The sequence below is a fragment of the Streptomyces sp. NPDC050619 genome (genome assembly GCF_040654815.1).
In the GTDB taxonomy this organism is placed as follows: domain Bacteria; phylum Actinomycetota; class Actinomycetes; order Streptomycetales; family Streptomycetaceae; genus Streptomyces.
Genome location: NZ_JBFAIR010000011.1, coordinates 120,374 through 134,171, shown reverse-complemented (window position 1 = coordinate 134,171; position 13,798 = coordinate 120,374). Strand labels below are relative to the sequence as shown.

At 72.2% G+C, this 13,798-nt stretch carries 14 protein-coding genes; 5 read left to right on the top strand and 9 right to left on the bottom strand.

What is annotated here, in order from left to right; all coding sequences use genetic code 11:
• Window positions 1–12: 12 nt before the first annotated feature.
• The gene (locus AB0I77_RS20020; RefSeq protein WP_363283938.1) at window positions 13–1,629 is read left to right on the top strand and encodes a glycerol-3-phosphate dehydrogenase/oxidase; all 1,617 of its coding nucleotides are present in this window, start codon (window positions 13–15) and stop codon (window positions 1,627–1,629) included.
• Window positions 1,630–1,801: 172 nt separating this feature from the next.
• Window positions 1,802–2,473 (top strand): FadR/GntR family transcriptional regulator, encoded by a 672-nt coding sequence (locus AB0I77_RS20015; protein ID WP_363283937.1) that lies wholly within the window; start codon window positions 1,802–1,804, stop codon window positions 2,471–2,473.
• A gap of 1 nt (window position 2,474) precedes the next feature.
• Here the strand turns inward: AB0I77_RS20015 and AB0I77_RS20010 are convergent, their stop codons facing one another.
• The 3 genes from AB0I77_RS20010 to AB0I77_RS20000 are packed head-to-tail and all read right to left on the bottom strand — an operon-like array spanning window position 2,475 to window position 3,267.
• Window positions 2,475–2,726 (bottom strand): hypothetical protein, encoded by a 252-nt coding sequence (locus AB0I77_RS20010; protein ID WP_363283936.1) that lies wholly within the window; start codon window positions 2,724–2,726, stop codon window positions 2,475–2,477.
• Window positions 2,727–2,772: 46 nt separating this feature from the next.
• Window positions 2,773–3,012 (bottom strand): hypothetical protein, encoded by a 240-nt coding sequence (locus tag AB0I77_RS20005; protein WP_363283935.1) that lies wholly within the window; start codon window positions 3,010–3,012, stop codon window positions 2,773–2,775.
• Window positions 3,013–3,267 carry a hypothetical protein gene (locus AB0I77_RS20000; protein ID WP_363283934.1) on the bottom strand — a complete coding sequence of 85 codons (255 nt, stop codon included), beginning with the start codon at window positions 3,265–3,267 and terminating at the stop codon, window positions 3,013–3,015.
• Window positions 3,268–3,487: 220 nt separating this feature from the next.
• Here AB0I77_RS20000 and AB0I77_RS19995 point away from each other — a divergent pair, with 220 nt between their 5' ends.
• Complete coding sequence (locus AB0I77_RS19995) at window positions 3,488–4,486, top strand: PAC2 family protein (protein ID WP_363283933.1); 999 nt, start codon at window positions 3,488–3,490, stop codon at window positions 4,484–4,486.
• Window positions 4,487–4,600: 114 nt separating this feature from the next.
• On the opposite strand, the gene mshC is transcribed toward AB0I77_RS19995, so the two are convergent.
• From mshC to AB0I77_RS19965, 6 genes are all read right to left on the bottom strand, one after another.
• Window positions 4,601–5,830: a cysteine--1-D-myo-inosityl 2-amino-2-deoxy-alpha-D-glucopyranoside ligase gene (gene mshC, locus AB0I77_RS19990; RefSeq protein ID WP_363283932.1), complete on the bottom strand. Its 1,230-nt coding sequence runs from the start codon at window positions 5,828–5,830 to the stop codon at window positions 4,601–4,603.
• A gap of 145 nt (window positions 5,831–5,975) precedes the next feature.
• The gene (locus AB0I77_RS19985; RefSeq protein ID WP_363283931.1) at window positions 5,976–6,806 is read right to left on the bottom strand and encodes an SCO1664 family protein; all 831 of its coding nucleotides are present in this window, start codon (window positions 6,804–6,806) and stop codon (window positions 5,976–5,978) included.
• Window positions 6,770–7,360, bottom strand: coding sequence for a DUF3090 domain-containing protein (locus tag AB0I77_RS19980; protein WP_363283930.1), 591 nt, complete (start codon window positions 7,358–7,360; stop codon window positions 6,770–6,772). The genes AB0I77_RS19985 and AB0I77_RS19980 overlap by 37 nt, the downstream gene beginning before the upstream one ends.
• A 111-nt stretch (window positions 7,361–7,471) precedes the next feature.
• Window positions 7,472–8,158: a histidine phosphatase family protein gene (locus tag AB0I77_RS19975; protein ID WP_363283929.1), complete on the bottom strand. Its 687-nt coding sequence runs from the start codon at window positions 8,156–8,158 to the stop codon at window positions 7,472–7,474.
• A gap of 122 nt (window positions 8,159–8,280) precedes the next feature.
• Window positions 8,281–9,069, bottom strand: coding sequence for a ferritin-like domain-containing protein (locus AB0I77_RS19970; RefSeq protein ID WP_363283928.1), 789 nt, complete (start codon window positions 9,067–9,069; stop codon window positions 8,281–8,283).
• 252 nt (window positions 9,070–9,321) lie between these two features.
• Window positions 9,322–10,377, bottom strand: coding sequence for an LLM class F420-dependent oxidoreductase (locus AB0I77_RS19965; RefSeq protein WP_363283927.1), 1,056 nt, complete (start codon window positions 10,375–10,377; stop codon window positions 9,322–9,324).
• Window positions 10,378–10,541: 164 nt separating this feature from the next.
• On the opposite strand from AB0I77_RS19965, the gene AB0I77_RS19960 reads away from it, so the two are divergent.
• The gene (locus AB0I77_RS19960; protein ID WP_363283926.1) at window positions 10,542–11,525 is read left to right on the top strand and encodes an aldo/keto reductase; all 984 of its coding nucleotides are present in this window, start codon (window positions 10,542–10,544) and stop codon (window positions 11,523–11,525) included.
• Window positions 11,522–13,747 (top strand): helix-hairpin-helix domain-containing protein, encoded by a 2,226-nt coding sequence (locus AB0I77_RS19955; protein ID WP_363283925.1) that lies wholly within the window; start codon window positions 11,522–11,524, stop codon window positions 13,745–13,747. The genes AB0I77_RS19960 and AB0I77_RS19955 overlap by 4 nt, the downstream gene beginning before the upstream one ends.
• Window positions 13,748–13,798: the final 51 nt, after the last annotated feature.

Sequence of the window (13,798 nt, the reverse complement as noted above, 5' to 3'; positions counted from 1 at the left end):
TAAGAACCCCACATGACCAGTCAATCCACCCTGCAGTCCGTGCCCGCCCTCGGTACGCGCCCGGCCTCCGGCTCGAACCCGAGCCGAGCCGAGACCCGGGAGCAGCTCGCCAAGGCGTCGTACGACCTTCTCGTGATCGGCGGCGGCATCCTGGGCATCTCCACCGCCTGGCATGCCGCGCAGTCCGGCCTGCGGGTGGCCCTGGTCGACGCCGGCGACTTCGCCGGCGCCACCTCCTCCGCCTCCTCCAAGCTGCTCCACGGCGGTCTGCGCTATCTGCAGACCGGCGCGGTGAAGCTGGTGGCGGAGAACCACTTCGAGCGCCGCGCGGTCTCCCGTCAGGTGGCCCCCCACCTGGCGAATCCGCTCACGTTCTACCTCCCCGTGTACAAGGGCGGGCCGCACGGCGCGGCGAAGCTCGGTGCGGGCGTCTTCGCCTACTCCGCGCTGTCGGCGTTCGGCGACGGCGTCGGCCATCTGCTCTCGCCGGGCAAGGCGCAGCGGGACGTGCCGGAGCTGCGCACCGAGAACCTCAAGGCCGTGGCCGTGTACGGCGACGACCAGATGAACGACGCGCGCATGGCGCTGATGACGGTCCGCGCGGCCGTCGAGGCGGGCGCGGTCGTGCTGAACCACGCGGAGGTGTCCGGCCTGCGCCTCACCAAGGGCCGGGTGACCGGAGCGGACCTGCGTGACCGCCTCTCCGGTGACGAGTTCGGCGTGAGCGCCCGTCTGGTGCTGAACGCGACCGGCCCGTGGGTCGACCACCTGCGCAGGATGGAGGACCCGCACGCGGCGCCGTCCATCCGCCTCTCCAAGGGCGCGCACCTGGTCCTGAAGCGCACCTCGCCGTGGAAGGCCGCGCTGGCGACCCCGATCGACAAGTACCGCATCACCTTCGCCCTCCCCTGGGAGGACATGCTGCTGCTCGGCACGACCGACGAGGTGTACGAGGGCGACCCGGCGGACGTCGCGGTCACCGAGAAGGACAGGGCCCAGATACTCGACGAGGCCGCGTTCTCCATCCGCGACCAGCAGCTCGACCGGGACCTGATCACGTACGCCTTCGCCGGTCTGCGCGTGCTGCCGGGCGGTCCCGGCGACACGGCGAAGGCCAAGCGCGAGACCGTGGTGACCGAGGGCAAGGGCGGGATGCTGTCCGTCGCGGGCGGCAAGTGGACGACCTTCCGGCACATCGGCCGTACGGTCATGCAGAAGCTGGAGGCGCTGCCGGGCCACCCGCTGGGCAGCGACTTCGAGCCCATCTCCGCGCTCCCGAAGAAGCTGCCGCTGCCGGGAGTCGCCAATCCCCGGGCCGTGGCCCACCGCCTCCTGGCCGACCACCCGGCAACCGGCCCGCGCATGGCCGCCGACACGGCCAGGCACCTGGCCACGCACTACGGTTCGCTGGCCTTCGACATCGCCCGCCTGGCCAACGACGACCCGGAGCTGGCCGAGCGCGTCCACCCGGACGCCCCGGAGATCTGGGCGCAGGTCGTCTACGCCCGCGACAGCGAGTGGGCCGAGACCCAGGACGACGTACTGCGCCGCCGTACGACACTGACGATCCGCGGCCTGGCGACGGACGACGTCCGCGCGAAGGTGCAGGACCTGCTCGACAAGAAGTAACCCGGCAAGAGGTGAGCGGGACGACGGGTAAGGGGCGGCTCCACGCCGACGGAGCCGCCCCTTCTCTGTTCGCCGGCCAGGACTTCGGCACTCCGTCCGGACCGGTGGGCCCCATAATGGCGGGAGACATCGGATGTCTGAACGACGTGCCCGAACCACAGGGAGGCCGGCCATGGCAGTCACCGACGAGGCGATCGAGAAGATCAAGGGCATGATCGTCTCCGGCGCGCTGCGCCCCGGCGACCGGCTGCCCAAGGAGAGCGAACTCGCCTCGGACCTCGGGCTCTCCCGCAACTCCCTGCGGGAGGCCGTGCGCGCCCTGTCCCTGATCCGGATCCTGGACGTGCGGCAGGGCGACGGCACCTACGTCACCAGCCTCGACCCGCAGCTGCTGCTGGAGGCGCTGAGCTTCGTCGTCGACTTCCACCGCGACGACACGGTCCTGGAGTTCCTGGCCGTACGCCGCATCCTGGAGCCGGCCGCCACCGCGATGGCGGCCTTGCGGATCAGCGAGCAACAACTCGACGCGCTGACCGCTCAGCTGGACAAGCTCGGGGATGCCCCGTCCGTGGAGGAACTCGTCGCCTGCGACCTGGACTTCCACCGGGGCATCGTGCAGAGCTCCGGCAACTCGGTGCTGTGTTCCCTGCTCGACGGCCTCTCCGGGCCCACCACCCGGGCCCGGATCTGGCGCGGACTGACCCAGGAGGACGCGGTCAGCCGCACCCTGCACGAACACCGGGCGATCCTGGGCGCGTTGCGGGACCGGGACGGGGAGGCGGCCCGGTCCTGGGCCACGGTGCACATCGCGAGCGTGGAGCAGTGGCTGCGGTCGACCTTGTGAACTACCGCTCCGCGTCGGCCAGTCGGTGCTGGACCGCGCCCACCCGGCGCGGCGTCCCCCGGTCATGGGCATCGGCGAGGAAGGCCATGAGGCCGTACGGGGCTCCCGGCCGCAGGGCGAGGTAGCAGCGGGCGACCGCGTACTGGCCCCGGGCCGCCTGCCGGATCCCGACGGCCGGTCCCCTCAGCAGTGCTGTAATCAGCCCGACGGCGAACACCCACAGGGGCCCGCCGACGCCCTCCGCGCGGCGCACCAGCCCTGGCCGCCGATCACCACGGCGCCGACCACCGCCGCCGCTGTCAGGACGCGGGTGCCGAGCGTGCGCCGGTCGTTGGCCGGCCGGGCCCGGCCGTCGACCGTGGCGCCGAGGTCCACGGGGACGGCCCGCAGCCCGTGCACCAGCGGCAGGACACGGTGAACACCGCCCCGAGCCGCACACCCGCCCAGGCCGCCACGAGCGGCTCGGGCGAGGCGACGTACTCCTTGTCCGCACCGCCCGAGACCAGGACCGTCTTGCCCGAGCCCGGGTCGCCGAGCACTCACAGCCGCCGGGCGGGGATCCGCTCGGTGAAGACGACGGTGAGCTCCCCGTCCCGGCCGACCGGCCACCGGCAACGGATACGGCTCCGCCAGGCGGCGGGGCTTTGTCTCCCGGCCACCTCGGCCCGCTCGGCCCGCTCGGCCTGGGGACGACTCCGCTCACCCGACGGAGAGTTGCGCACGAGCGCGGCCGGTGGACGCCGGTTCGGTGTGACGCCCCACGAGTGGGTGAAATGACCGGGCAAGCCGGACATCGGACGTTTCGTGTTTCTCCGACGGATGGCATCGGCCCGCCCTCCGTGCCCGACGGCGGCCACAGGCGGTGCCCGGCAGCTCGGATGGCTCCCGGGTGTTCCGGGCAGGCGAACGGGGCAGTGATCCGTTCACTCCCCCGTGCAAGGGGGCTGCGGGCGCCCCCGCCGCACGCCGTAAGGTTGGGTGGTCAAGCGAGGGCACGTCGGAAGGAGGCGCTGGGTGATCGAGCTGGAGGGAGTTCCCGAGCTGATCGACCCAGTCATGGTGGCCGCGTTCGAGGGCTGGAACGATGCCGGCGACGCCGCCTCCACCGCGGTCGCGCATCTGGACCGGGAGTGGAAGGGCGAGGTGTTCGCGGCGCTGGACGCCGAGGACTACTACGACTTCCAGGTGAACCGCCCCACGGTGTGGCTGGACGGCGGCGTACGCAAGATCACCTGGCCCACGACCCGTCTCTCGGTCGTCCGGGTCGGCGGCGAGAAACCGCGTGATCTCGTACTCGTCCGAGGTATCGAACCGTCGATGCGATGGCGCTCGTTCTGCAACGAGATCCTCGGCTTTGCCCATGAACTGGGCGTGGAACTGGTGGTGGTCCTGGGCGCGCTGCTCGGTGACACCCCACACACCCGGCCGGTCCCGGTCAGCGGGGTCACGTCCGACGCGGACCTGGCGCAGCGCATGGGTCTGGAGGAGACCAAGTACGAGGGCCCCACGGGCATCGTCGGCATCCTCCAGGAGGCGTGCACGCACGCGGGCGTCCCGGCCGTCTCCCTGTGGGCGGCGGTGCCGCACTACGTGTCGCAGCCGCCGAACCCCAAGGCGACGCTGGCGCTGCTCAACCGCCTGGAGGACCTGATCGACGTGCGGATCCCGCTGGGCGAACTGCCCGAGGACGCGCGCGCCTGGCAGGTGGGCGTGGACCAACTGGCCGCCGAGGACAGCGAGGTCGCGGAGTACGTCCAGACGCTGGAGGAGGCCCGGGACACCGCGGAGCTGCCGGAGGCGTCGGGCGATGCGATCGCCCGCGAGTTCGAGCGGTATCTGCGGCGCCGGGACGGCGGCGGTCAGCCCGGTCAGCCCGGCGGGCACGCCACGGCGGACGGCAGCGAAGGCCCGCCGTCGCCCCCGTTCCTCAAGGACAACCCCAGCGGCCGTACGCGACCGCCGAAGCCGCCGAAGCCCGGGGCGGACGACGAGGACTCGTCACCGGAGGACTGAACCGGTGAGGGCGGTGCGCCACGTGCGCACCGCCCTCGCACGGCGTAGTGGACGCGCACGGGAGGGACGCTTCCCCGGCGGGGAGGAAGCGCCCCTCTCACGAACTCCCGTGGGCTACAACGCCACACCCAGCAGAGCGTCCACCGCCCGCGACACGACACCGGGGGCGCCTTCGTCCGTGCCGCCCCGCTCCTGCTGGAGCGCCGCCCAGCGGTCCACGGCGGCCAGCGCGGCCGGGGCGTCCAGGTCGGCGGCGAGGGCCTCGCGGATCTGAGCGACCAGCGTCTCGGCGGGCGGGCCGTCGGGCCGGGAGACGGCGGCACGCCAGCGGTCGAGCCGGGCGAGGGCGTCCTGGAGGACCTGGTCGGTCCACTCCCAGTCGGACCGGTAGTGGTGGGCGAGCAGTGCGAGCCGGATGGCGGCCGGGTCGACGCCGTCGCGCCGCAGCTGCGAGACGAAGACCAGATTCCCCTTGGACTTGGACATCTTCTCGCCGTGCAGGGCGACCATGCCGGCGTGCACATACGCCTTGGCCATGGGGAACTCGCCGGTCAGTGCCTGGGCGTGCGAGGCGCCCATCTCGTGGTGCGGGAAGGCGAGGTCGGAGCCGCCGCCCTGCACGTCGAAGCCCATCCCGAGGTGGTCGAGGGCGATGGCGACGCACTCGATGTGCCAGCCGGGCCGGCCGCGCCCGAGCGAGGCGCCGTCCCAGCTGGGCTCGCCCTCGCGGGCGGCCATCCACAGCATCGGGTCGAGCGGGTTCTTCTTGCCCGGACGGTCCGGGTCACCACCGCGCTCGGCGGACAGCAGCCGCATCGCGGCGGCGTCCAGGTGGGACACCTTGCCGAAGTTCGGGTCGGACTCGACGGAGAAGTAGATGTCTCCCTCGAGTTCGTAGGCGGCGCCCGCGTCCCGCAGCCGTTCGACGAGCGGCACGATGCCGGGTATCGCCTCGACGGCGCCGATGTAGTGCTCAGGCGGCAGCATCCGCAGGGCGGTCATGTCCTCGCGGAAGAGGGCCGTCTCCTGCTCGGCGAGGGCGACCCAGTCGATGTCGTCGCGCTGGGCCCGCTCCAGGAGCGGGTCGTCGACGTCGGTGACGTTCTGGACGTAGTGAACCTGGCGCTTGGTGTCGAGCCACACGCGCTGGACGAGGTCGAACGCGTTGTAGGTCGCCGCGTGACCGATGTGGGTCGCGTCGTACGGCGTGATGCCGCAGACGTAGATACGGGCGACGGGACCGGGATCGAGGGTGACCAGGTCACCGCTCGCGGTGTCGTGGATCCTCAGGTCGCGGCCCTGACCGGGCAGGGCGGGGACCTCGGAAGCGGGCCAGGCATGCATGTCATGAGCCTAACCGGACGGATGTTCCGCATACGAACCGGACCGGGGGTAATTGGCCGGTACGGCGTTCTTGCGCGATGCGCCCGGACGTGCTGCCGATGAGACGTGCCGCCGATTCGGCGTGCTGTCGACGTCGGCCGTACGGCTAGACGGGCGGCCAGGGAATGGCCGGCCACTCCCCGCTCGGCTCCGGGTGCTTCCCGGAGGCCAGCAGATCGTCGACACGCGCGCGCGTGGCGTCGAGTTCGGCGGCGGTGACCAGGTCGGCCAGCCGCACGGCCAGCGCCCCGGACGGCGCGAGCGTCTCCTTGAGGCCTTTGAGTACGTCGACCGCCTCCCCCGTCAGCGGCTCCCCCGCCCAGCCCCACAGCAGTGTCCGCAGCTTGTTCTCGACGTTGAAGGTGACCCCGTGGTCGATGCCGTACAGATGGCCTTCGGCGTCGGGCAGCAGGTGTCCGCCCTTGCGGTCCGCGTTGTTGATCACGGCGTCGAGCACGGAGAGCCGGCGCAGCCGCTCGTCGTCGGCGTGCACGAGCAGCGCCGACTGTCCGTCACCGACCTCGGCGAAGACGATCGCCTTCCAGCCGGGCTCGGGCTCCTCCGCGTCGACGAGGGCGAGCAGTTCGGCCCCGGGCGTCACCTCGATCCACAGCTGGCACATGCCCTCGCCGTACGGCCCGTCGCGCAGCACGGTGGGCGGTACGAGCCCCCAGCCGGTCGCCTCGGAGACCTCGTACGCGGCGACCTCGCGCCGGGCGAGGTTCCCGTCGGGGAAGTCCCACAGGGGCCGCTCCCCGGCCACCGGCTTGTAGATGCAGGTGGCCTCCCGGCCGTTGTGGGAGACCGTGCAGTACAGCGCCGCGTTGGACGCCTCCCGGATGCGGCCGCGCACGGTCAGCTCACCCTCGGCGAGCAGTTCGGCCGACATCGCCAAGGCCGTCATGCTCCGCGGCGGTATCCGTTCTGGCGCGGACATACGTGTCCTTCCGGGTCGAGCGGGAGACTGCACAGCGGACACGGCGGCCGCCCCGCGTTGACGACATCCAGGGCACGCTTGGCGAAGGCTCTCGCCTGCGCGCCGGTGAGCCGGACCCGCAGCATCGGGGGACCGTTCTCCTCGTCCTGAAGCAGCCGCTCCTCGGCTTCGGCGAGATCCTCGTCGGTGTCGGCGTCGAGCTCCACGAGAGCCTGCGCCTCGACGATCATGCGCTGCTCCTCGCCGTCCCAGGCGAGGGCCATCGTGCCGACCCGGAACTCCTCCTCGACGGGGGCGTCCAGGGGGCGGGTGTCGGCGACTTCGGTGGGCGTCACAGCCGGGACGGCGGCGCTGCCGCCACTACGGCGCACCACCTCGTCCAGAAGCTCTTCCATGCGCTCGGCGAGCGCCGCGACCTGCGTCTTCTCCAGGGCCACGCTGGTCACCCGGGAGCCGGCTGTGGCCTGGAGGAAGAACGTACGGCGTCCGGGCAGTCCGACCGTACCGGCCACGAACCGGTCCGGGGGGTCGTAGAGGAACACCTGACGGGACACGTCCTGTCTCCATTGAAATCGTGAGTGCGTGAGCGTGAGTACGTGATCGGGGTCGAACATCCATACGTGAGCGCGCGTGCGTGAACCGCTTCACCCTACTGCGCCCGACGATCACGGCGCGCCCGCACCGCCCCCGACCGCGGCCTCGTCGGCCGGAGGGTCCGCGCGCGGTGCCAGCGACGCGAAATCGCCGGTGTCGCCGAGGCGGACGAGAAACGGCCTCAGACGTGTGTAGCGGATCACGGTGATGGAACACGGTTCGACGGAAATCCTCTGGAAGAGGTCGAGATGAAGTCCCAGTGCGTCCGCCACGAGCGACTTGATGACGTCGCCGTGCGAGCACATGAGGTAGACGGCGTCGGCTCCGTGATCGCGCTCCACGCGCGCGTTCCACTCACGCACCGCCTCGGCGGCGCGGGTCTGCATCGCGCGCATCGACTCACCGCCGGGGAACGCGGCCGCCGAGGGGTGCGCCTGCACGATCTCCATCAGCGGCTCGTCCGTGAGCTCGGCGAGCTTGCGGCCGGACCAGTCGCCGTAGTGGCACTCCCCGATCCGCTCGTCGGTGTGGGCCGTGAGACCGGGCCGGGCGTCGAGCAGCGGCCGGACCGTCTCCTCACAGCGCTGTAGCGGGCTGGTGACGACTTCGGAGACCGGCAGCTCGGCGAGCCGCCCGGGCAGAGCGGCGGCCTGCGCGGCGCCGCGCTCGTCCAGGGCGACGCCGGGGGTCCACCCGGCGAGCAGTCCCTCGGTATTGGCGGTGGATCGTCCGTGCCGGACAAGGATCAACGTGGGCATGCGGCCCAGCGTAGGCGTACGCCGAAACGCCCGGGCCCCGGGGCCGAATCCGCTCCGTGATCGTCGACTGCGCCAACTCCCGGGAGGATCGTCGTACGGACGAACGACGACATGCGGAAGACTCAGGCGAACTCGGGGGCCGAGGCCGCCGGGCCGCCCAGCGCGTCCCGGCGTTCCGGCATCTTCAGGGACACCATCCGGCGCCAGCCCACGAGGCGTTCGTACCCGTACATCGCGCGGATGCCCGCCGCGAGCACCGTCGACTTCGCCCTCGGCCAGCCGAGGATGCGGCCCATGTGGGCCATGACGGCGAGGCTGACGTCCCGGTAGATGCCGATCTCGGCGAGCGCGCACTCGCGCAGCGTGCGCTGGATGAGCCGGCCGTGCCCGGCGGCCGCGAAGCGCAGCAGTTCCTCGTGGGTGTACGCGAGGTGGTTGTCCTCGTCGTTGGAGATCAACCGGACGGCCTTGCCGACCACGGGGTGGTCCACGAAGTACTTCCGCAGCATGACCATCTGGTCGGCGGCACGCTGCTCGGTGACCCGGCTGTGTGCCAGGTAGGTGATGACGTCCTCCACCGAGAGCGGCTGGTCGCCCTTGAGCCGCTCGTGGGCCAGGCCGATACCGTGCTTCTCCAGGACCATCGTGTAGTCCGTCTCGGGCGGGACGGGGACGGGTTCGAGGTCGCGCTTCTTCAGCAGGGCTTTGAAGATCCGCCCGTGCTTGTCCTCGTCCGCGCCGTGCCGGGTGATCTTGGGGGCGAGCGCACGCTCGCTCTCCGGGACGAGCGCGGCGATGCGGGCGTTCTCCCAGCCGCCCTGAGACTCCCCACTGGCCGCGATGGAGCAGAACAGGCGGAAGGACTCGTCGTTGTCGAGGATCTCTTCGAACAGGCTCTTGGCCGAAAGCATCGTGGGCACCTCTCTGCAGGACTCCGGACTCCGCAGGATCCGCAAAGAACGAGTCAAATGCGGAGAGAGAGGTGCTGCAACAGCTGTGTCGGACAACTCCTCCAAAAGGAGGACCCTCTGGGTCGCGAGCGGGGCGTAACCGCGCGGGCCCCGGCGCGTTGTTCCGCGTGACGGCCGTGGCGGGGAAGACCCCCGAGCCCCCACCACGGCCGTAGGAAATCTCCGGTGGTTCCACCCGGGTTCAACCCGCTGTCACGCGAGCCCGGCGCGCTCCAGCGCCTCGGTGCCGGCCCGGAGCGCGGCGATCCTCTCCTCGGGCGAGAAGCCCGCGGGGCTGAGGGTGAGGGTGGTGACTCCGGCCGCGGCGTACGCCTTCATGCGGTCCGCGATCCGGTCGACGGAGCCCAGGAGAGCCGTCTTGTCGATCAGGTCGTGCGGTACGGCGGCCGCGGCGGCCTCCTTGTCGCCGGACAGGTACTTGTCCTGGATCTCGGCTGCCTCCCGCTCGTAGCCCATCCGCTGGGCGAGCTGGTTGTAGAAGTTCTGCTTGCGGCTGCCCATGCCGCCGACGTACAGCGCTGTGTACGGGCGGAAGGTGTCGGCGAGGGTGGCCACGTCCTTGTCCTCACCGACGGCGAGGGGCAGGGTCGGGCAGACGTCGAAGCCGTCGAGGGTCTGGCCGGCCTTCTCACGGCCGGCCCGCAGGTACTTGATCGCGGTGTCCTCGAGGTGCTCGGCGGAGGGAAAGATGAGCAGGGCTCCGTCGGCGATCTCGCCGGTCTGTTCGAGGTTCTTCGGGCCGATGGCGGCGATGTAGAGCGGGATGTGCTCGCGCTGCGGGTGCACGGTGAGCTTGATGGGCTTGCCCGGGCCGTCGGGGAGGGGGAGCGTCCAGTGCTCGCCCTCGTAGGACAGGCGCTCGCGGCTCATCGCCTTGCGGACGATCTCGACGTACTCGCGGGTGCGGGAGAGCGGCTTGTCGAACTTGACGCCGTACCAGCCCTCGGAGACCTGCGGGCCGGAGACGCCGAGGCCGAGGCGGAAGCGGCCGCCGGAGAGCGAGTCGAGGGTGGCGGCGGTCATCGCGGTCATCGCCGGCTGGCGGGCCGGGATCTGGAAGATGGCCGAGCCCACGTCGATGCGCTCGGTCTGGGCGGCGACCCAGGTGAGCACGGTGGCCGCGTCGGAGCCGTAGGCCTCGGCGGCCCAGCAGACCGCGTAGCCGAGGCGGTCGGCCTCCTTGGCCACGGCGAGATTGCCCGCGTCCATGCCGAGACCCCAGTAGCCGAGGTTGATCCCGAGCTGCATGCCGAATCCCCTTACCGATCAGTAACGTCTCTTGTCGGAGACCTTAACGCGGGGGTGCGGGATCGACCATGGCCAGGGTTGGCGGTCCCCGCCCCTTCCGCTGTCGGAAACTGGTTATCCACAGGCACCCACACGGCAGGTTCTGGCCAGTAATCTCGGCGTTCATGGAGCAGAGGCATCTCGGCCGCACCGGCCTGCGTGTGTCCCGGATCGGGCTCGGCACCCTCACCTGGGGCCGGGACACCGACGAGCACGACGCCGCGGACCTCTTGAAGACGTTCTGGGAAGCGGGCGGGAGCCTCGTCGACACGGCGGACGTGTACGGCGACGGAGAGGCCGAGTATCTTCTCGGCCGCCTCATAGAAGGCCTCGTGCCGCGTCGCGACCTGGTCATCTCGACGAAGGCCGGCAGCGTGCCGGATCCCGATCGCCGGTTCGACGGCTCCCGCGGGCATCTGCTCTCCGCGCTGGACGCCTCGCTGGCCCGGCTCGGCACGGACTACGTCGACCTGTGGCACATCCACGCCTTCGACCCGGACACCCCCTTGGAGGAGACCCTCCAGGCGCTGGACCTTGCGGTCAGCAGCGGGCGGGCCCGGTATGCCGGCGTCTCCAACTTCTGCGGGTGGCAGCTCGCCAAGGCCGCGACCTATCAGCTCGCGGCGCCGGGCACGCGCACCCGGCTGGCGAGCACGCAGCTGGAGTACTCGCTGCTCCAGCGCGGTGTCGAGCGCGAGGTGCTGCCGGCCGCCATCGACGCGGGAATCGGCTTGCTGCCCTCGTCGCCGCTCGGTCGCGGGGTGCTCACGGGCAAGTACCGGCACTCGACGCCCGCCGACTCGCGGGGTGCCTCGGAGCATCTGGCGCCGTTCGTCGCGCCGTACCTCGACGACACGGCCGGCCGCATCGTGGACGCCGTGGCGACGGCGGCCGACGGGCTCGCGGTGACGCCGCTCCAGGTGGCCCTCGCCTGGGTCCGCGACCGGCCGGGCGTGGCCGCCCCCGTCGTCGGCGCGCGCAACGCACAGCAGCTCACGGCGGCATTGTCAGTGGAGGCCCTTAGTCTTCCTGACGAGATCTGCCGGGCGCTCGACGATGTGTCGGCGCCCGTGCACCGCTATCCCGATCACGACTGGAGCACGCTGTGAGCACGGAGCCGGAGCCCGCTGAGGACGCGGGGAACGCGGAGGACGCGGAGGACGTCGAGCCGGGGACGCCGGGCGCGGCCGAGGAGGGTGACACCGCGGAGGGGGGTGACTCCGCCGAGGGCACGGCCGTCGAGGGCGCGGGCACGGCCGTCGAGGGCGCGGGGCAGTTGTCCGAGGCCGCGGCCGAGCTCGCCGCACAGCGGCTGGAGCGGGAGCGGATCGCGCAGCGCAAGGCCGAGAAGAGGGCTCCCATCCCGGCCGGGGCCAAGCTCAGCGGGCAGGCCGCCGATCTGCTCGCGGCCGTACGGGCCGTGGAGAGCGGTGAGAAGCCGGTGGCCGCCGTCTTCAGCGAGCCCGCGGCCGCAGCGCCTCGGCCCGCACCGGAGCCCAGGCCGCGGCCGGTCGCGGCGGGTGCGGGTGTCGCGCCCGTGGTCTCCTCGCCGGGGGCGATGGAGGCCGTGCGGAGCGTACTGACCGAGGGGGGCGCCCCTGAGGCGCTCGCGCCGCAGGTCGCCTCGGCTCTGGGAGAAGGTGCCGAGGAGCGGTTGCGGGCGGATCCCTGGCAGTTGCTGCGGGTGAGCGGCGTGCGGCCCGAGCAGGCCGACGGGTTCGCCCGGGCGTTGCTCGGCGCGGAGTGCGGGCCGGACGACGAGCGGCGGGGCCGGGCCGTCACCGTCTGGCTGCTGGAGCAGGCCGCCCTCGCCGGGCACACCGCCCTGGAGATGCCGGCACTCACCGCCGCACTCGCCAAGCGGGGCGTGCCGGATCCCGAGGCGGCCGTGCAGGACTCGATCGCGGAGGGCGACGCCCTGGTCTTCCACGACCCCCTCGACCCGACCGCCCCGCAAGCGGAGACGAACCAGGAGGACGGGGAGGACGAGGAGGACCAGGAGCGCCCGGTCCGCGTACTCGTCGGGCTGGAGCAGTACGCCCTCGCGGAGGAGAGCCTCGCCGACGGACTGGGCCGGCTGATCAACTCCGTTCCGAAGGAGGACGGTTCGGGTGCGGAGTGGGAGCGGGTCGCGGACGGCCTCGGCGGGTCCGCCGCCGAACTGGTCCGGGCGGTCGCTCGCCACGGTCTCGTACTCCACACCGGTGGGGAGGCCTCGCTGGCCGAGCCTGCCGCGCTGGTGGGCGCGGCCGGGGGTCTGGGGCTGCGCGCCTGGGCCGCCGCCCACAGCCCGGTCGGGCGTGATCGCTTCGCGGCGCTGACGGGCGGGGCGCGGGGGCACGATTCGGGGTCCGACGGCCAGGACGACGACTCCCCCGGTGTCGCCACCGTCGCCGGGCTGCTGTCCGGTGCCGAGGGGCCCGGCCGGGATGCCGACGGCGCGCTGGACCTCGACCTGCTCGTCGTGCTCGACGCGCCCCAGCTGGACGTGGAGACGGCGGCTCTGCTCACGGAGTCGCTGCCGGACGGCGCCCGGCTGGTGCTGGCCGGGGACCCGGCGGTGCTGTGGTCCGTGGGACCCGGGCGGGTCTTCGCCGATCTGCTGGCCGCGCGGGTCTGCCCCCAGGTCGCCTCGCGGCGGCCGGATCCCGGGCCGCTGGGCGAGCTGGTCTCCGGTATCGGCATCGGCGAGCTGAGCCAGGTCGAGGCCCCCGGCAAGGAGGTCGTGATCGTGCCTGTCCGGGACGCGGGCGAGGCCGTGCACCGGACCGTGCAGCTCGTCGCGGACTCGGTACCGCGGGCGATCGGGATCCCTCCCGAGGAGACCCAGGTCATCACGCCGGGACACGGCGGCGCGGCCGGCACCCGCGTACTGAACGCGGCCCTCAAGGAGCGGCTCAACCCGGGCCCCGGCCGCTTCGGCGGCTTCGACCCCGGGGACCGGATCGCCTACTCCCCCGTGCCCGGTCGTACGCTGCCGGGCCATGTGGTCAAGGCCGACGCCGACGGACTGCACCTGACGTGCGCCGGCGAGGCCGTCGTCGTACCGAAGGAGCAGGTGGAGCAGTCCGTGCGGCACGGGTGGGCGCTGACCGCGCACCAGGCGGTGGGCGGGCGGTGGCCGGCGGTGGTCGTGGTGCTGCCCGGCGATGCCGCGCAGGTTCTCAGCCGTCCGTGGGTCTACACGGCGTTCGGGCGGGCGGACCGGCATCTGTCCGTGGTCCACGGCGTGGACCAGGCACTTCCCCGGGCCGTGGCCGAGGTCCCGGCGAAGCCTCGTACGACCCGGCTGCCCGTGGTGCTCGCCCCGCAGGTCCCGACAGCGGGCTGACGCGCGACGGCGGCAGTCACGAAGGGCAGAACCTCCGTGACCGCCGCCGTC

Excerpts from the sequence above, each read along its gene's own strand:
- AB0I77_RS20020 (WP_363283938.1), top strand. The coding sequence starts at position 13 with ATGACCAGTCAATCCACCCTGCAGTCCGTGCCCGCCCTCGGTACGCGC.
- AB0I77_RS20015 (WP_363283937.1), top strand. The coding sequence starts at position 1,802 with ATGGCAGTCACCGACGAGGCGATCGAGAAGATCAAGGGCATGATCGTC.
- AB0I77_RS20000 (WP_363283934.1), bottom strand. The coding sequence starts at position 3,267 with ATGTCCGGCTTGCCCGGTCATTTCACCCACTCGTGGGGCGTCACACCG.
- mshC (WP_363283932.1), bottom strand. The coding sequence starts at position 5,830 with ATGCATGCCTGGCCCGCTTCCGAGGTCCCCGCCCTGCCCGGTCAGGGC.
- AB0I77_RS19985 (WP_363283931.1), bottom strand. The coding sequence starts at position 6,806 with ATGTCCGCGCCAGAACGGATACCGCCGCGGAGCATGACGGCCTTGGCG.
- AB0I77_RS19975 (WP_363283929.1), bottom strand. The coding sequence starts at position 8,158 with ATGCCCACGTTGATCCTTGTCCGGCACGGACGATCCACCGCCAATACC.
- AB0I77_RS19970 (WP_363283928.1), bottom strand. The coding sequence starts at position 9,069 with ATGCTTTCGGCCAAGAGCCTGTTCGAAGAGATCCTCGACAACGACGAG.
- AB0I77_RS19965 (WP_363283927.1), bottom strand. The coding sequence starts at position 10,377 with ATGCAGCTCGGGATCAACCTCGGCTACTGGGGTCTCGGCATGGACGCG.
- AB0I77_RS19960 (WP_363283926.1), top strand. The coding sequence starts at position 10,542 with ATGGAGCAGAGGCATCTCGGCCGCACCGGCCTGCGTGTGTCCCGGATC.